The sequence below is a fragment of the Paenibacillus sp. JJ1722 genome (assembly GCF_048282685.1).
Classification (GTDB): domain Bacteria; phylum Bacillota; class Bacilli; order Paenibacillales; family Paenibacillaceae; genus Paenibacillus; species Paenibacillus polymyxa_B.
Map to the genome: position 1 here is coordinate 1,346,787 of NZ_CP182500.1, position 19,193 is coordinate 1,365,979.

General features: G+C 49.4%; 6 protein-coding genes. All 6 read left to right on the forward strand.

Going from position 1 to position 19,193, the window contains the following annotated elements; translation table 11 throughout:
• The first annotated feature begins 35 nt into the window (after positions 1–35).
• The 6 genes from uvrA (at position 36) to ACM1ND_RS06115 (ending at position 19,164) form a co-directional block, all read left to right on the forward strand.
• Positions 36–2,951 (forward strand): excinuclease ABC subunit UvrA, encoded by a 2,916-nt coding sequence (gene uvrA / locus ACM1ND_RS06090; protein ID WP_418027275.1) that lies wholly within the window; start codon positions 36–38, stop codon positions 2,949–2,951.
• On the forward strand, positions 2,948–3,979 hold the full coding sequence (locus tag ACM1ND_RS06095) for a class I SAM-dependent methyltransferase (protein ID WP_069081230.1): 1,032 nt from the start codon (positions 2,948–2,950) through the stop codon (positions 3,977–3,979). The genes uvrA and ACM1ND_RS06095 overlap by 4 nt, the downstream gene beginning before the upstream one ends.
• A gap of 14 nt (positions 3,980–3,993) precedes the next feature.
• Positions 3,994–5,400 carry a condensation domain-containing protein gene (locus tag ACM1ND_RS06100; protein ID WP_418027277.1) on the forward strand — a complete coding sequence of 469 codons (1,407 nt, stop codon included), beginning with the start codon at positions 3,994–3,996 and terminating at the stop codon, positions 5,398–5,400.
• Positions 5,401–5,402: 2 nt separating this feature from the next.
• Entirely contained in the window at positions 5,403–6,551 is a 1,149-nt protein-coding gene (locus ACM1ND_RS06105) for an archaeosine biosynthesis radical SAM protein RaSEA (RefSeq protein WP_028543130.1), read from the forward strand.
• 83 nt (positions 6,552–6,634) lie between these two features.
• Entirely contained in the window at positions 6,635–14,248 is a 7,614-nt protein-coding gene (locus ACM1ND_RS06110; RefSeq protein WP_418027279.1) for an amino acid adenylation domain-containing protein, read from the forward strand.
• Positions 14,245–19,164 carry a condensation domain-containing protein gene (locus ACM1ND_RS06115; protein WP_418027281.1) on the forward strand — a complete coding sequence of 1,640 codons (4,920 nt, stop codon included), beginning with the start codon at positions 14,245–14,247 and terminating at the stop codon, positions 19,162–19,164. Before ACM1ND_RS06110 ends, ACM1ND_RS06115 begins: the two co-directional genes overlap by 4 nt.
• Positions 19,165–19,193 lie beyond the last annotated feature (29 nt).

Below are 19,193 nucleotides of genomic sequence, written 5' to 3' on the forward strand. Positions count from 1 at the left end.
ATCCATTAAAATTCATGAAAAAGTGTGGGCTTAACATGGAAAACTACATTGTTGTCAAAGGTGCAAGACAGCACAACCTGAAAAATATCTCCTTGCGGATTCCGCGAGATCAACTGGTTGTTTTCACGGGAGTTAGCGGCTCGGGTAAATCATCGCTTGTCTTCAATACACTATATGCGGAAGGGCGACGACGCTTAATGGAGTCGCTGTCCGCATATGAACGAATGGGCTTGCGAAAAACGGAAGAGGCGGATGTGGACTTGATCGAAGGGTTGTCTCCGGCAATCGCGATGGAGCAAAAGACGGTGTCGCGCAACCCGAGGTCAACCGTGGGTACATTGACCGAAATCTCCTCTTTTGTCCGGTTGTTGTTTTCACGAACAAGTCGGGCGGTTTGTCCCTACTGTCAGGAAGCACTGCCTGTGCAGACAAGGAAAAAAATCACGGAGCAGGTACTCCAATGCTCACCTGATGCTTCAATAGAAATCTATGCGCCGATCCTTTCCATGCCACATGAAGGGCCTGTCGCGTTGCTGAAGGAAATACAAAAAAAAGGCTACACCCAATTAAGCTGGAATCAAAAAATGCTGGATGTAGAGCAAGCTGAGGTTTTGTTTTCCAGTATGTCTCCACAGGCAGTACGTCTAGGAAAAGGAGACAGTCAGCTGGAGGTACTGGTTGGCAGAATTACGATTTCAGCTTCCGTGGAGCAACGCAAAGATATTCAAGCTATGGTGGATAAAGCACTGGATTTAGGAGATGGCTGGATTCAAATTCGACCTGTGGTTGATAAACGATTCGTATGTAATCTGAATTTTGGCTGCTCCTGTTGTGGTATGGTGGCGAGTGAAATTTCGGCAGGGGCTTTCTCGTCGAATAGTCCTTTGGGTGCTTGTCCGACTTGTACAGGACTGGGCACTCATTATGAAGTAGATCTGGAACGTGTGATTCCTGATCGATCCAAAAGTCTAGCTGAAGGAGCGATTCAGCTACTTGGCTGGCAATGTGAGCAAGAGAAATTTCATAAAAATCGAAAAATTTTGGAGGGACTAGCGACCCGATATCATTTTGAACTGAGCACGGCGGTAAAGGATCTGCCAGATGAGGCGTTATACGCTGTGCTATACGGTACTCAAGGGGAAAAGATTGCAATTGAGAATCCTGCTACAGGTGGCAAGCTGATGCACGAAAGATTTGCAGGGATTGTGAATCTTATTTATGAGCGCTTTAACGCTAATGCCAAGGATGAAATGAGCGCCATGAAAGCGGAAGACAAGGAAGTGATGTGGGAACAAGTATGTCCGAGCTGCGGAGGAGCACGTTTGAAGGCAGAACGACTGCTATATCGTGTGGGGGACAAAACGATCCGCGATTTTTCGAACATGCCGTTGGTTGAGCTGTATGCAGGCTGTGATGAACTACTGCGAATGGCACCTCAAGTTTTCGAGAGTCTTGCGGCTGTGGCCCAGCCCATTTTACAGGAAATCAAGACTCGTTTGACGCTGCTGCTGGATATGGGACTGGACTATTTAAATCTGAACCGTCCGGTGACCCTGCTCTCGGGTGGTGAATCCCAGCGCGTACGCTTGACGACCCAATTAAGCTCTGGGCTGATGGGCATGATCTACATTTTGGATGAACCCAGTGTTGGATTACACCCGAAGGATACCGGGAAAATGATAGCTATGCTTCACAGACTACGGGATTTGGGAAATACCATCTTGGTCGTCGAACATGATGAAGAGATTATGGCCCAAGCGGATTATCTTGTAGATATTGGGCCTGGCGCAGGATTGCTCGGTGGTGAAATTGTAGCACAGGGTACGGTGGAAGAAGTCATGAGCAATTCGAAGTCTTTGACAGGACAATATTTGAGTGGCAAGCAAGGTATTCCTGTTCCCACCCAACGAAGAAAGGCCTGTGACGGGAAATATCTTGAGGTGCTGGGAGCCAGGGAGAACAATCTACAGAACCTGAATATACGAATTCCACTGGGTTGTTTAGTTTGTGTTACAGGGGTATCAGGATCAGGGAAAACCACGCTGGTTCATAACGTTATATATGGGAAATTACGTTCTCGCCTGGAGGGTAAATCTGCATATCTGAAGCACGATGTAGAGCTGAAAGGAGAAGCGTCGATTGATCAGGTGATCTGTATCGATCAGAAGCCAATTGGACGGACATCGCGATCCACTCCGGCTACTTATGTGGGGGTGTTTGACGCCATTCGAAAGCTGTTTGCCAGGACAGAAATAGCTAAGCAACTCCAACGAAAGAGTGCACATTTTAGCTTCAATTCACCGGGTGGACGCTGTGAAGTTTGTTCAGGACTCGGGGTGATCGTCACTGAAATGCAGTTTATGTCTGACGTTGAAATGGTTTGCGAAACGTGCCGGGGCAGACGCTACAGCGAGGATATACTGGCAATTACATATCACGAGAAGAATATCGCGGATGTATTGGAGATGAGCATTGAAGAAGCTGCTGTTTTCTTCGCTGACCAACCGGATATTTACGGCAAGTTGAAGCTCATGAACGAATTGGGTCTTGGTTATATGAAGCTGGGTCAGTCTGCCACGACATTATCTGGCGGGGAAGCCCAGCGTATTAAGCTGGTAGAGGAGCTAAGTCAGTTAAAAAAAGGGCGCAGCCTGTTGTACATTTTGGATGAACCGACCACAGGCTTGCATCCCGACGACATTCAGCGACTGCTAACTATCCTTCAACAGCTCGTGGATGAGGGCAACACCGTACTCATCATTGAACATAACCTGCATCTGATCAAAACAGCAGATTATGTGATAGACCTTGGCCCTGAAGGGGGCACCCGAGGTGGACAGCTAGTGGCAGCTGGAACGCCTGAGCAGGTTGCGACCTGTGAGCACTCCCATACCGGAGCTTTTTTACGTAACTTAGGAATGGATTACGACGAGAACGAGGTGAGAGCATGAGCAACAGATTGGAACATTTACGCATTCTCCCGACAGGCCCCCTAAATTATTATCTGCAAAAGCGATACAACGATCTGCCATGGGTGCACAAGTTTGGCTTGGATCACATCAAGGTAAAGGGGGATTTTATACTCATTCATGCATGGAAGCCTGGGTATGTGAAGCTAACACGGGAACAGGCGAATCTTCTCAAAGCAGCCATTGAAAAAGGCGAAAACCCAGAGGACAAGCTTCCACGGTTACCGGAAGCATGGCTACTGGACGGAGAAGATGAACCTGATGTGGAAGGACTCTTGGCTAAGGTCATCGTGCCCGAGTTATTCGAACTGCTTTCCCCGGAAAATCTTCAAGAAGACGTGACCAGTCCGCAATCTATCCGGTTAAGAGCTATTTTGGAGCGTGTCGCCGAGCATGTACCTGTTTTTCCAGCCATTCAGAATCCCTATGAGCTGCGTCGTTTTCTGGAGGTCGTGAAGAGCCAAAAGCCTAAAACAGTCGTTGAGATCGGGACAGCCAGCGGCGGTGTATTTTATTGCCTGAGTCAACTGGCCGATCCGGACGCGTTGCTCGTCAGTATTGATTATCCGGGTGGACCGTATGGAGGGGGTCAGGATGACAGTGAGGTGCAGCTCTATTCCAGCTTTGGCAGCACGGGGCAGCAGTTTTCTTTTATTCGAGACCGTTCATTTCACTGCTCCACCAAACAGGACTTGAAAAAGGTTTTAGGAGAACGGCAGATTGATCTTCTGTTTATCGATGGTGATCATTCCTACGGTGGAGTGAGTTCGGATTTTCGTATGTATCAAGAGCTGGTGGCACCGGGCGGCATGATTGCTTTTCATGATATCAGTATGCGGCCTGAAACGTGGGGAAGAGGTTATGATGTTGGCGTTTTCTGGGATGAAGTGAAACAAAGTTATCCCTCCTTTGAGGAGTTTGTAGACCCAACGGGCTGTCGAGAGCCATTTATTCGTCACCCGCAAGAGGGACTGTTCGCATATGGGATTGGCACCATCATTCAATTGTAAGGGGGAGAGAAACCATGAGCCACCGTCCATTGAACAAAACACGTGTGGAGGATGTCATTGGTTTGACTCCCATGCAGGAAGGAATGCTTTACCACTATTTACGGGACAAGGATACAGGAGCTTATTTTGAGCAATACAGCTATACGCTGCAGGGTCAGCTTGATCTATCTGTCTGCTATGAGGCGTGGAAATGGACGATTCAACAGCATGAAGTGCTGAGAAGCGTATTCCGCTGGGAAAAGATCCAGAACCCGGTTCAGATTGTCCTGAAAGGACGCGTCCTATCTTTCACTTTCCATGACCTCATAGAAATGGAAGAGGTGGAGCAAGAGACGGTACTACAGGAGCTGCGCGAGGCAGACCGTGCTGTAGGATTTGACCTGTCCGAGGGCCCCCTACTGCGGATTACGGTGTTTAGGCTGGCACATGATCGTCATATCATGATGGTCAGCAACCACCATATTGTGATGGATGGCTGGAGTAATGGCATTGTGCTGGGTGAGTTTATCCGGGCATATGATGCGCTGCGTGCAGGCCGGGAGCCAGAACGATTAGCCAAGCCGCGTTTTGGAGAGTACGTGAAATGGCTTGGTACGCAGGATAGAAGCGGAAGCAAGGCATTTTGGCAAGCTTACCTGACTGGATATGAGGTTCAGCCCCTGTGTTTACCCGATACAATTTCTAGCTCAGAAATAAGCGATACGGCTTGCGAATCGTATGTTTTGCAATCGGAGCTGGTGAGGGGGCTTGAAGCTGTTGCGAAGGAAGAATCCGTGACAGTAGGTACCCTTTTTACAGCGGCCTGGGGTATTCTGCTGCAAAAGGTCAGCAGACGTCAGGATGTGCTTTTCGGCACGACGGTATCTGGTCGCTCTAGCAGCCTGCCTGGAATTGAACGGGTAGTGGGGCTTTTGATGAACACGGTTCCTGTACGGTTACAGTCAGGCAATGGAGATACGCTGCAACAAGCCTTGCTCGATATTCAGCAAGCCAGCGTAGCGAGACAGCCCTACGAAACAACACCGCTTGTGGATATACAGTCTTACGGCAATTTCAGAAGCACAGAGCGTCTTTTTGATACGTTGCTTGTGATTGAAAATTATCCGCTGGAGATCAATCGACAGAGTGAATTGACCTTGGAATCCTTTTCTGGCCATAGCGTAACGGATTATTCACTTCTGGTGAGCATTCATCAAATGGAGCAAACTGCCATCCAAATCATGTATCAGCCCTCAAAATATGAGCCGTCCGCGATTGAACTGTTATGTGAACGTTATGTTGCTTTGCTCAGGCTGATCGTTACAGAAAGAGATTATGCCATTCAGAATATTCACTCCTTGACGGAGATGGAAAAGAGACTGGAAGAGGTTTGGGCGATTGAATTTGACTATAGCCCGGATACTTTGAAAAGGAGTGTATGAAGATGAAGAAGCCGAAAGCTTGGGAACAAATGGATTCCTATCAATGGATGACCACGAAAGAAACCGCCCACTATTACCGACTCATCGCCAATCTAATGAAGGAGATTCACGCTAAAATTCCAGATGAACAGTATCATTTGGACAAAGTAGCGACAGAAACGGATATTCGTGAGGAAAACTTTCAGGGAAAAAACTATCAACGCGCAGTCATGTATTTAATGTCTAACGGATGTGAGTGGGCCTTGAAAAACGGAAATGGCTGCACCATGTGCGGTCATTTGGCCAAGCAAACACGTAAAGACGGCCCTCTCTCTGCCCATTATTATTTGGAGCAATTTAGTGAGGAATTTAAGCGGATTGATTTTAGCAAATATCCTTTACTCAATCTGTATAATAACGGCTCCATTCTCAACGACAATGAAGTTCCGGCTGAAGCGCTGTGGGAAATCATACGCATGGTTGGAGAAAAGCCTGAGATCAAAATGCTGGTCATCGAAACCAGACCCGAATTTGTAACGAAAGAAAATATGGCGGAAATTAAGCGCCTTTTACCGGATAAGCATGTGGAAGTCGCCATGGGGCTCGAAATGATTGACGACTTTTTGCGGTATGTATGCATAAACAAAGGCTTTTCCTTAAAGCAATTTGATAAGGCCGCCCGCTTGGTGACCCAGGAGCTGAATTTACGTAGCTATGTGTTGCTGAAGCCGCCCTTTATTACGGAACAAGAGGCTATCGAACATGCCGTACAAACGATTGAGCATGCTTTTGAGCTCGGTACGACGACCGTTTCACTGGAAAGCTGTACCGTACAGGATTATACACTTGTGCAATATTTAAGTGACCAGGGCGCCTATAAACCGGCATGGCTCTGGAGCATCGTTGAGGTGGTAAAACGGACGGCGCATTTGGGTAAGATCATCGTCGGTTTGTTCCAATTCTATCCTTCTCCTGTCGGGGTGCCTTACAATTGTCCGCATTGCAGTGATCGAGTAATGGAGGCGTTGAAGGAGTATAATCACACTCTTGATCCGAGCGTTCTGGACCATCTGGATTGCAGCTGCAAGGCTGAATGGAAGAAGGAACTGAATCACGTGCATCCTCCTTTTGAGGAAAGACTGAGCATTTTGAATAGTGAATTAATTAAGTGATTCATTGAGATTATCAACTGGAAGATATGGTAGATTCGTCAGCTCATGAAGGCCTGGAACGGTTGACAGAGAGGGGAGTGTGTATGGACAAAAGTACACATTTGAAAGGCCGGATCATTGAAGAATATTGGATGGAAAAATGGTCTCAAGACCTGCCGAGGGAGTTACTGCCTGCAAGCAGAAGCAAGTCTAACCATCAGCTGGAGGCTCGCAAGGAAACGCTCGAAATGGTTATTCCCAGGGAAACGATTCGTCAATTGGATCAAATGTCGAAGGGCTCGGAATTGGGACGTTTTATTTTGTTCCTGACGGCGCTGTCAGGGCTGGTCTATCGCTATTCGCAGTCAGAGGATATTTGTATCGGCACGACGACGCTTATACAGTCCGAACCCAAGCGGGGAAATGTGCTTTTTCTCAAGCCGCGGGTTCAGGAAAGCCGAACCTGGCGTGAGCTTAACGAAGACATGAAGGCCGAGTTTTCTCGAACGATGAATCATCAGGATGTTTCTGTGCCCCTTCTCTATAACAAATGGACATCTCTTCACGGGAGAGAACTGCAAGAACTGTGGCAACTGGCATGTGTGGATGAGGGATTACAAACGGTGACTGAGGACCTGGATCGGTTCGATCTGATGATCAAGCTTGTACCAAACGAAGAAGGTCGAATGCTGCAACTGGTTTATCGGCCTGAGGTGTATTCGTTGTCCCTAGTCCAATCCTTTGCTGCAAATTTGCTGTATGTTCTGGCTCAATGGCCTGAGAAATCGGCGGTCTCTCTGGAGGATGATGCGGCAAATATGCTGGCTCCACAGCAACGAGAGCTTCTGGTACATGGATTAAACCAGACGGCTGTAGAGCTGCCGGGTGTGACCTTGCTGCATCAATTGTTCGAAGAACAGGTGATGACAACGCCTGAACAAGCTGCTGTGGTCGAGGCAGGGTATCGCATTAGCTATAGAGAGCTAAATGCGAAGGCAAATCAGTTGGCCCGTACTTTACAACGTCACGGAGTGGGATCGGATGATATCGTGGGCATCATGGCTGAGTCGACGACGGAGGTCATCATTGCCATCTTAGCGGTATTAAAGGCTGGAGCGGCGTATTGTCCGATAGATCCGACGTTTCCAGTAGAGCGGGTACAGCAGCTTTTAACGGATAGTCGGATGGAGTTGTTGATCTCACCTCCACAGCATGTGGATACCCATGCTTTTCAAGGAACAGTGCTCGATCTATCCAATCCTGCATTATATGCGGGTGAGCCGTCCAATCTACCGTTTGAGGGTAGACCTGATCATACAGCGTATGTCATATACACATCAGGCTCGACGGGAGCGCCCAAAGGGGTGGTGATAGAGCATCGTCATATTGTCAATCAATTGGCTGGACTGAAACGCATCTATGACTTCCATGAACAGTTGAGACATGTTTTGATGGCTCCGTTCACATTCGATCCCTCTGTGCAGCAGATTTTTTTACCGTTAGCTACAGGCGGGACACTGTATCTGATTCCAAAAGAAGCCAAAACCGATCCAAGCGCCTTTTGGGGACTGGTACGGAAGGAACGGATTAACGTGTTGAATACCGTACCTTCACTGATGGAAGTGCTGTTGGAACAGGTGACAGATATCGAACATCACTTTGCTTTTATCATGGTGGCAGGTGAGGTTTGCAGCGGCGAGCTGGTACAGCAATTACGCGATAAGCTGAACATAGACAAGCTGCTCAACATTTACGGCCCGACGGAAGCGGCTATTAATACAACTCTGTATGAATGCCTGCCTGTAGAGCAGCGAGCAACATTACCCATAGGTAAGCCTCTGCTGAATTATCAGGTATACGTTCTGGATCCACAGCAACGCTTGCTGCCCTTCGGAGCTACTGGAGAGCTGTTCATCGCTGGCGCTGGACTGGCGCGCGGATACTTATACAATCCACGCTTGACGGCAGAACGCTTTGTGCCGAATCCGTTTGGGACCGAAACAGAACGGATGTATAAAACAGGCGATCTGGTGAGATGGCTGTCTGACGGCAATCTGGAGTTTGTCGGCAGGTCCGATGATCAGGTTAAGATCCGGGGGATGCGTGTGGAGCTGGGGGAGATTGAGTCTGTTCTCAGAAGTCATCCGTCCATCAAAGAAGCCGTGGTCATTCCGCATGGATCAGAGGAACGAACCGAGGATCTTGCTGCCTTTTATACCTTGAAAAAATCGGGAGCCAGGCAAGAATCTCCGGTCGGAACGAGCGATGTCCAGTCGTACTTGAAGCAGCATGTACCGGGCTATATGGTCCCGACTCATATCGTCTGCTTGGAGTCCATGCCCGTCACAGTGAACGGCAAGGTGGATAAAAAAGCGTTGCCTCTGCACCAGATTGTAATTACCGAAACCCGTGCATATGTGGCACCACGTAATGAGCTGGAAGAACAGCTGGCGGAGATCTGGAAGAAGCTGCTGGTCGTACCTGTCGTTAGTGTGGAGGAAAGTTTTTTTGAAGCAGGTGGAAATTCGTTGTCTATCGTGCGACTGCAAAGCAGAATCCACCATCTGCTGAAAGTTCAGCTGACGATTCCGCAGCTCTTTACACATCATACGATCGCCATGCAGGCTAAAATCATTCAGTTCGGCGGTGTAGAGCAACCTACCGAAGCCCTTCGCAAAACGGAAACAAAACGACTACATACCCACAGACCTGAGCTTGGAAGCAAGGGGCGAAACGGTGATGTTGCTGTGATTGGCATGGCTTGCCGTTTCCCTATGGCGGACAATTGCGATGACTTCTGGGACAATCTGTGTCGCGAGGTGGATGCCGTCCGCAACATTCCGGCCCATCGGTTACAGGATATTGCTCAGAGTTCAGATGATGTAGTCGGGCAGTCAAGATCGTTGCCGCAAGGGGCATATCTGGATCGAATTGATGGCTTTGATGCATCGTTTTTTCAAATATCCCCTAATGAAGCACGGATGATGGACCCGCAGCAGCGTCTACTGTTGCAGGTTGTATGGGAAGCGATGGTGAATGCGGGATACTCGGAAAAAGAGGTGTATGGCTCGAAGACAGGAGTGTTCGTAGGGACAGGCACACCGCAATATGTGGACCTTATGCCACAGGTAGAGCCTTCCGCAATTCCGGGGAATTTGCAGGCTGTGATTGCCGGACGGATTGCTTATGCCTTCAATTGGACAGGCCCGGCGGAGGTTGTTGATACAGCCTGTTCCTCTTCACTCATCGCCGTGCATCATGCGGTACAGGAGATAACGTCCGGCGGTTGTGAAATGGCTGTAGCTGGTGGTGTCAATCTGTATCTGTCGATGGTGGATGAAAATCTCTTCAATATGGGAATCGCCTCACCTGATGGAAAGACGAAGGCGTACGACGCATCGGCAGATGGTACAGGCGGTGGCGAAGGGGTTGGCGCTGTTGTACTGAAGTCACTGGAGCAGGCGGTGGCTGATGGTGATTATATTTACGCAGTAATCAAAGGAAGCGCAGCTAACTCGGATGGTCGCTCCAACGGGATCACAGCTCCCAATGCGGCAGCGCAGGCTGAAGTGATTGAAGAGGCCTGGAAGCGTGCGGAGATTGATCCGCAGACGGTTTCTTATATCGAAACGCACGGAACAGGCACCAAGCTAGGTGATCCTATTGAAATGGAGGGCATTACACGGGCTTTTGGACGGTATACAGATCGTAAGCAGTTCTGTGCGGTAGGCTCCGTCAAAAGCAATATCGGGCATCTGGATTCAGCGGCAGGGATTGCCGGGTTTATAAAAGCAGTGCTGGCCATCACCAAGCGTGAGATTCCGGCATCCCTTCATTTTAAAGTGCCTAACCCACATATTGATTTTGCAAATTCTCCGGTTTATTTTGCTCGGTCACTTCAGGAATGGACGCCAGACTGCGGAATTCGTCGTGCGGGGGTAAGCTCCTTTGGCTTGAGCGGAACGAACTGCCATGTTGTGCTGGAGGAATATGCGATCCAAAGAGAAGTTCCTTCTCTGGGCGAGGAATATGTATTCACCTTGTCAGCTCGGACTGAACAAGCGCTCTACGCTTATGCCGACAGGTTTGCAGCTTATCTGGGAAATACCAACGAAGCTTTGGCAGACATTTGTTACTGTACCAATATCAGCCGTGGAAACGACACCTGCCGTTTGGCTACCGTCGTCAACTCGCAGGAAGAATTACGGCGTAAGCTCATGCTGTTCGTGGAGCAGAGCGATCATGATGCAGCTTCGGCATTACCGGATCGCGAACGAATATACGTAAATACGACAGCAAAAACAGGGAACAGCCCTGAGCCGTATAGGGTACAGCCTGCGGAATCGCTGGAGCATATGGCAAAGGCGTATATGCAAGGAAGGGAGCTGGAGTGGGAGGACTATTATCACGGACAAAACCGGGTGCGAGTCCCTCTTCCAGGCTACCCGTTTGAAGAGAAGCGCTACTGGGTTGAACCCAAAGTTCAGCAACCACCGCATGTACGAAACAGTGCGGAATTGACCCCTGACACGCAGGAGGAAGCTCCTGACTTCTGGCAGGCTACCGAGGCGGTTTTCCAATTTGGTGAACGGTTATTGGAAGAGAGCGGCTTTGCGGTAGTACAGGGCTATAAAAAGGCGGTTGATGAATTTGCGGCCCAGCTTATTATCGGATTATTCAGACAATGGGGGACGCTCACGGAACCCGGAAAAGTATATAAAGAGTCAGAAATGTTGCATACGATAGGGATTACTTCCACATATCAGCGTCTATTTCGGTTCATGCTGTGTTTCGTAGAAGAACAGGGCTACATCTGCATTGACGGTGATAATATCACGCTAACCCTTGAAGGGTTAGCTCCCGATCTGTCGGCCTTATGTAACCAATACGTGGAACAATATCCGGCATTTACGGGAACATTCAAGGTGTTGAAGTATTGTCTGGACGCCTATCCGGCTGTGCTGACCGGGAAAAGGTCACCCCTGAGTGTGCTGTTTCCCGATGGTACATCGCAATTCCTGGCGGGCTTTGCCAATCAGGGACGTACGCTGGGCGATCTGTGTGAGACGATGGCGCTGGACGCATTAAAGCAGCATATTTTAGCGCAAGCGGGAAAACGGCTCCGCATTCTGGAAGTCGGGGCTGGCTCGGGAACGGTGGGCAAGGTTCTTTTCCCAGCCATAGCAAATCGTCAAGTCGAGTATTGCTACACCGATTTGGGCCGGGGCATCATTTTGGAAGCGCAAAAGCAGTTTGCAGCCTACCCGTTTGTTCGATATCAGACTTTTAATATTGAAGAAGATCCTTTGGCACAAGGCTTTGCGCCAGAACAGTTTGATATCATTATTGGCCTGAATGTAGTTCATGCCACGAGCCGTTTACGAACGTCCTTGTCCCAGTTGAAAAAGGTGCTTGCTCCTGGTGGAGCCCTGTTTATGATCGAAAAAGTGCAGAACGAGCCTGCGGAAAATCTCGTCTGGGGCATGACGGAGGGATGGTGGCTGTTCGAGGATCAGGACATACGGAAGGATTCTCCGCTGGTTCCGACGGAAACATGGGGGCAGTTGTTGAAGGAGGAGCGATTCACGGAGGTACGAACCTTTCCTATGCATTTGCCAAACCGTGCCGAGGCTGAAACCGCGCTGATTATCGGTCGAATGAGCGAGCAAGAACAAGTGAGCAGGGTTGAAGATTTAATGTACCGTGTTCGGTGGATTAAAAAAGAACTGAAGAAGACAAGAGAAGGCGTGCTAGCTCAAGGAAACTGGTTAATCTTCCAAGACAAGCTGGGGATTGGTGAGGAACTGGTGCAACGCTTGACGCGCTCCGGTCATCATGTGGTGACTGTAGAGGCTGGGCAAAGGTTTGAAAAACGGAACGATCATCAGTACACCATCCAGCCGGGTGTAGAAGCAGATTATATTCAACTCATGAATGAACTGGGACAACGTAATCAGCGCTTGAACGGTATCGTTCATCTCTGGACCTGCACAGCCACCCCGTCAACCCAAGTGAACATTGAAACAGTGGATGCAGGTTTGGAGTCAGGTGTCTATAGTCTTTATTTTCTGACTAAAGCATTACTTCATCAGGGTCTGCATGAAACGCTGGACTTGCGGGTGGTTTCGAACTTTACCCAGCGGATATCGGACGAGCAACAAGTATCACCTGAAAAAGCGGCGATTCACGGTTTGGTCAAAGTTATTTCTCAGGAGCATCCACAATTGCAATGCTTCGGACTGGATGTCGAAACGCTCCACCACACCAACGAGCAAGTGGCGGATCTGATCATGACCGAGCTGCAAGAAAACAAAACGGATTCATTCGTTGTCATCCGTCAGGAGCGTTACATCCAAGGTATGTCTCGTCTCGAATCGGATACGGTAAGCACTCCAGATAATCGGAATCATCCGGGTATTCCACCCCGGCGTTCCATCACCGTTCGTCCGGGTGCCGTATATATCGTGACTGGAGGCGCAGGGGGATTAGGACTGGAGGTTAGCCGGTATTTATCCGAGCAAGCTCCGATCCATCTAGTCATCCTGAACCGAACGGAGCTGCCGGAAAAATCGCAATGGTCACACATCATAAATGATCCGGTGCAAAGGAAGGCTGATACCGTAATTTACCGTAAGCTTTCGGCCTTTGCAGACATGGAAAAACACGGCTCAAAGGTGCATTATTACGCGGGAGATGTGGCTGATTATAGGCAGATGCAACACATTTTTGACGATGTACAAGCTCGTTATGGCCCCGTTAAGGGAGTGGTTCATTGTGCGGCAGCTAGCGGCGACACCAGCCGTCCGCTGGAGATTCAGAATTTGGACGATTTTGGCAAGGTGCTTCGCCCCAAAATTCACGGAACGCTGGTATTGGATAAGCTTCTGGCGGAGCAAGAGACAGATTTCTTTGTTCTGTACTCCTCGGTAGCCTCGCTATGGGGCGGAGCTGGCGGTGGAGATTATGCGGCTGCCAATGTGTTTATGGATGCTTTCAGCGCACAGCGTAACATGCGGGGGCAAACGACGCTTGCGATCAACTGGTATGCGTGGGAGGGACTCACTGGACCAGGGTGCATGGACTATATGCCTGTATCAGATGCTCTAGCTGCTTTCCGCATGAGTTTGTCTTATCCGCTGGATCAGGTGGCCATCGGCAAGTTTGATACACAGAAGTTGCGTGAATGGGCGCCGATGATGAAAATTCAGCTTGCGCCGGATATGTTGACGAGTCGACGCCGAGCTGTAGCTAAATCCACCAAGGAAACAGGAGCTCTGCCATCTGTCGAGCCTAACCGTTTGGTGACAGATGTGAAGGTCAGTCTGAAAGGGAAAACAACAGAGCCTTACACAGAGCTGGAACAGCAGATCGCTCAAATATGGGCAGAGGTGCTGGGATACGAGGAAATTGATGTAGGTCAACATTTTTTTGAAATCGGCGGGGATTCCTTGCTTATTTTGAAAGTGCTGAGTCTTCTGAATGAACGGATTGATCCCGAAGTGGAGGCTGGGGATTTGTTCTCGTACGGTACAGTTGCACAGCTGGCGCAATTTATGGAAAACAGGCATGCCGCCAGCACAAGAGAAGTGACGGACGTAGCACCGCACTTACAGGTCGAAGTTTCCGGCGCGGACGAGGATTTACGAAGCCTGATCAAGCGTGTAAAGGAGGACGCTATTTCAGTGGATGAAGCTATGAAAGGATATGAAAGCATATGAGGGATACGTTTGTTGAAGCCATTTTGCAGCTTGTAGCCAAACAGGAATTATCCGAAGAGCATGCGTATTCTCTGATCAAGCAATATCAGGTTCGGCTCAAAACTGCTTCATCGTCCGCAGCCCACGATGGAATAAACCGCAACAGGGATATAGCCATCATCGGCGTAGCCGGACGGTTCCCGCAAGCAGATAACAAGGAACAATATTGGAGTAATCTGGTCAACGGTTTGAATGGGATACGAACGTTTCCAAGCTCACGTTTGGAGCAGATTCGTCCCTTTTTGGATGAACAGAATCAAGGGCCATATATGCCGGCAGGCTATTTGGAGGAAGTTGATACGTTTGACGCGGCATTTTTTAATATTCTTCCGGGTGAAGCCAAATACATGGACCCGCAGCAGCGTATGTTCATGGAAACCGGTTATGAGGCCATTGAGGACGCAGGGTATGGCGGGGAACGCATTCGTGGCTCACGAGTGGGGGTATATGTCGGCTATAGTGAAGCGCGATACAAGGAGCTGATCGAAAGCGAGTCGTCCACCGCCTTTGTCGGGAATTTCCCGCCAGTTATCGCAAGCCGTCTCGCTTATGCGCTGAATCTGTCCGGTCCTGCATTGAGTGTAGCCACCGCCTGCTCGTCTTCCCTGGTTGCCTTGCATCTTGCATGTGAGGGATTACGCGCTGGAGATTGCAGCATGGCTTTGGTGGGTGGGGTAGCCATTGGTGCGTTACCCACCAGGATGGAGCCGGGCGGGCTGGGGATTACTTCTCCGCAAGGACAATCACGCAGCTTCGACGCGGATGCCGACGGTACGGGATGGGGCGAAGGTTGTGGCGTTGTTCTGATCAAGCCACTGGAGCAAGCCGAGAGGGATCACGATTATATTTACTCTGTGATTAAAGCAAGTGCCATCAATCAGGACGGTGCCTCCAACGGATTGGCCTCCCCGAATGCCCGAGCTCAGGAAGAAGTGATTGTAGAGGCGTGGAAGCGTGCGGGCATTGACCCTTCGACGATCTCTTACATCGAGGCTCATGGAACGGGGACCAAAATTGGAGATCCGATTGAAATTAAGGGGATTACGAATGCCTTTCGCAGGTATACGCAAAACAGACAATTTTGCGGAATCGGCTCGGTTAAAAGCAATATCGGTCATCTTGATTCCGCTTCAGGCATGGCAGGATTAATCAAAATGATCATGGCTTTACAGCATAAGCAGCTTCCGCCCACCCTGCATTTTGCTTATCCGAATCCGTTGATGAACCTGCATAGCTCTCCGGTCTATATCCATACGAAGCTAACCGAATGGCGAAGTGAGGACGGAATACCACTGAGGGCGGGTATCAGTTCATGGGGGTTAAGCGGTACAAATTGTCATGTGGTGCTGGAGGATTATCAGGGAAGCAGGCCCTCCCTTTCTTCGTCCTCCGATCTACCCTGCGGTGGGGAGCGTGTATTTACCCTTTCGGCATACAGTGAGGATTCACTGCGAAGATTGACTGCCCGATATATTGATTTTTTGGAGAATGACGATATTCCGCCTTTGGAAAATATCTGTTACGTCCTGAATACGGGCAGAGAGCATCATGCTTATCGGCTGGCGATTCCGGTCACGGATCGACGCAGCCTTTGGACAAAGCTCAAACAGGCTTATGATGCTTTGGTTCGTCAGGATGGAACAGGGCTGGAGCAGCAGGGGATTTTCTGTTCCATGTGCAGCGAGTCCCTGGTAGAAATGGCGCTGGATACAGATGATGCCCTGATGATTGCCCGGCGATATGTTGCTGGGGAGAACAGGCGCTGGTCGGAGGATTATCCGGCAGGTGGGTGTGCCAAAGTACCCTTGCCTGCATACGCTTGGGAGAAGCAACGATATTGGGTGGAGCCGCCGATCCAACGTAGAAGCAGCAAACGCGATGGACAGGTGTCAGCTTATAGCGAAGCACGCATTTCCTTTGGTGACGGATATGTTCCGACGGAAACAGAAGACAGGCTGGCACGTATCTGGGGCCGAATTTTAGGCATTGACGAACTGTCTGTGGATGCGGATTTCTTCGAACTTGGCGGGGATTCTCTGCTGGCAACAGATCTGATTACTGCCATAAGCCAGGTATTCCATACACGAATTACATTGGTTGATTTGTTTGGACATCCCTGCATTCGTGAGCTGGCCAAGCTTATTTCAGGCGAAAAAAAATCGGATTACCAGTCCATCGAACCTGTGTCTCCACAAGCATTTTATCCCGTATCCAATGCGCAGCGCCGTCAGTTTATTTTGAAACAGCTGGCAGAAGGTAATTTGAGCTACAACATGCCCGGAACGGCTACGATCACGGGACGCCTGGATGTGGAACGCTTTAAAGCTGCTTTTGCTGCGATCATTCGTCGCCATGAATCCTTTCGGACGGTGTTTGATGTTGCGGAGGATGAAATTGTGCAAAGTGTTCTTCCGCAGGCTGAGCTTGCTATATCACTGGGAGTGGCTCCAAAGGGAGCAGATGTGCAAAAGCTGATGGAGGAATTTGTCCAGCCGTTTTCCCTGGGAGAGGCTCCTTTACTTCGGGTACGCTTGCTGCGACTAACGGAGGAATGTGATGAAGAGGACAAGCATTTGCTGATGTTTGATATGCATCATATTGTTTCGGATGGCGTTTCCATGGAGATCCTCATTCGGGAATTTACCAGTCTTTATGCCGGACAGGACCTGCCGCCGCTGCGTATCCAATATAAGGACTATGCGGTATGGCAAAATGCTTTTCTGCAAAGTGAGCAGATGCTGCAGCAGGAGCAATTTTGGCTGAGGACGTTAACGGAAGGACTGGAGTCAGGATTGCCTGTTCTGAAAATGCCAAGTGACTATCCCCGGCCGCCTGTGATGACTTTTGAAGGGGGGGTGTACTCGTTCACGATTGACAAAGTGGTCGCTGAACGCTTGCGAGCGATGGGACAGGAGCATGGCGCTACGCTGTATATGACGCTTCTTGCTGTATACAATGTGCTGCTTTATCAATACACAGGGCAGGAGGATGTCATTGTAGGCTCCCTCATTGCTGGCAGACGTTATGCGGGTGTAGAGCATACGATAGGACTTTTTACCAACTACTTGCCTATTCGTAATACTCCAGCGGGTGAGCGGCGCTTTGCGGACTTCTTAAAGGAGGTGGCTCATCGCACCATAGCCGCGTATGATCATCAGGATTATCCATTTGAAAAAATGGTGGAGCATCTGGATCAGAAGCGCGATCTTTCACGCAACCCTATTTTTGACACCATGCTTATTTTACATAATCAGGGGATGCAGAGAACCCAATTTACGATGGGAGATTTGAAGCTGAACATGTTGGACTGGGCCAAGCACAGTTCAACCATGGATTTAAAGCTCGACATTTTTCAGGGAATGCAAGGGGAACTGAAATGTACCTTTGAGTATTATTCCCGTTTGTTTCACGAACAGACGATCACTGCGCTGGCAGGACATTTGCTCAGCCTGATCGACCAGATTGTGGACCAGCCTGAGCAAGCTTTAGCGGAGTACCGGATTTTTTCACCTGAGGAAGCGGAGAAGATGAAACAGAAACGGCAGGGAAAGGACTCTACTTTTGCGCTTCCTGCGATCTGCCCGGCACCGGAGGCTGAGCAGCACCCTTTGTCTTTTTACCAAAAGCAGATATGGCGACATCGAGGATCAACTAATAATGTGATCGTTCATGCAACGTGGAAAGGCAAGGTGGATCAGACGTTATTTGTCAGAGTGCTGGAAGAACTGCAAGCCGAACACAGCACGCTCAGAACAACCTTCAGGGAAGAGACAGCTGGGCCGACTCAGCAGGTGCAGGCGTATCTTCCGTTGGATTACAAATTCACAGATGTAATAGAGGGGGATGCAGCTTCTTGGGCGGAACACCGTGTGGCTGTGGAGTATCAAAACCCGTTCGAGTTACGACAAGGTCCGCTGTACCGGATACGCTTGGGTTGTGACAGCAACGAACGATGCCAATTGATCGTCGCTGTTCATCCATTACTAACGGAGTGCCTCGATCTGAAAGGTTGGCTGGAACAACTGTTTATTCGCTATTCCGCTGCTGTTACGGATTCGGCAGTGGATACAGACCACATATTTCAGTCCATCTCGCAGATTGATTTTACTTATTGGCAACAACGGTTGCTGCAGGAAGGATATTTGGAGCCTCAAAAGGCGTATTGGACTGAGGCACTGCAAAAGCCGCTTCCTCCGATCGGATTGCCGTTCAAACGCGGGGAAGAAGCTTTTGTAACACCCGAGTGGACTTCTATTGAAGTGCCTCTCGCCACAGAGGAGACTGAAGCTCTAAAAGCTTTTGCCTCCAGTCATGAAGGTTCTGTTACGGACGTTCTATTCGCCTGTTATTTCCTGCTGCTGCGGCAATTAACGCATGCGGAGGAGCTTTTGATCTATGTCATGCATCCCGAAGGACATCCAGTTCAGGGCAGCGGAGTACCTTTATGTATCCAGCATCCTGTGCCAGTCAGAGTTTCGATGGAGGGGCTTTCGTCGTTTAATCCTTTGCTAGAAAAAGTGAAGGACAAACATCAAGCTGCGCTTCAAGCTGTTTTATATCCGTTTCATTTGCTGCTGGACCCTAATGAGTTGAAGAGCGGGAGGGAGGGTTCATCACGTTATAACGTCGTCTTTTGCACAGAGGATGGAACGAGATCTTTACCCGAGGGAGGGGAAGTGGGATTGCGTGTATACCTCTCAGAGCCAGCAGCACTGCAACTGTCAGTCGTGAAATCAACAACCGGACTGACCTGTTCCCTGAGGTGGAATACCGCTTTGCTGGAATCTTCCTATGTCCACTCTATGCTGGAAAGGTATCACAAAATAATCAAGACCATTGCTAGTAGTGTGTCCAACCTGTCTAAGGTATCCCATTAACGTGCGGTTCATTCAAAGGAGGCAATTAC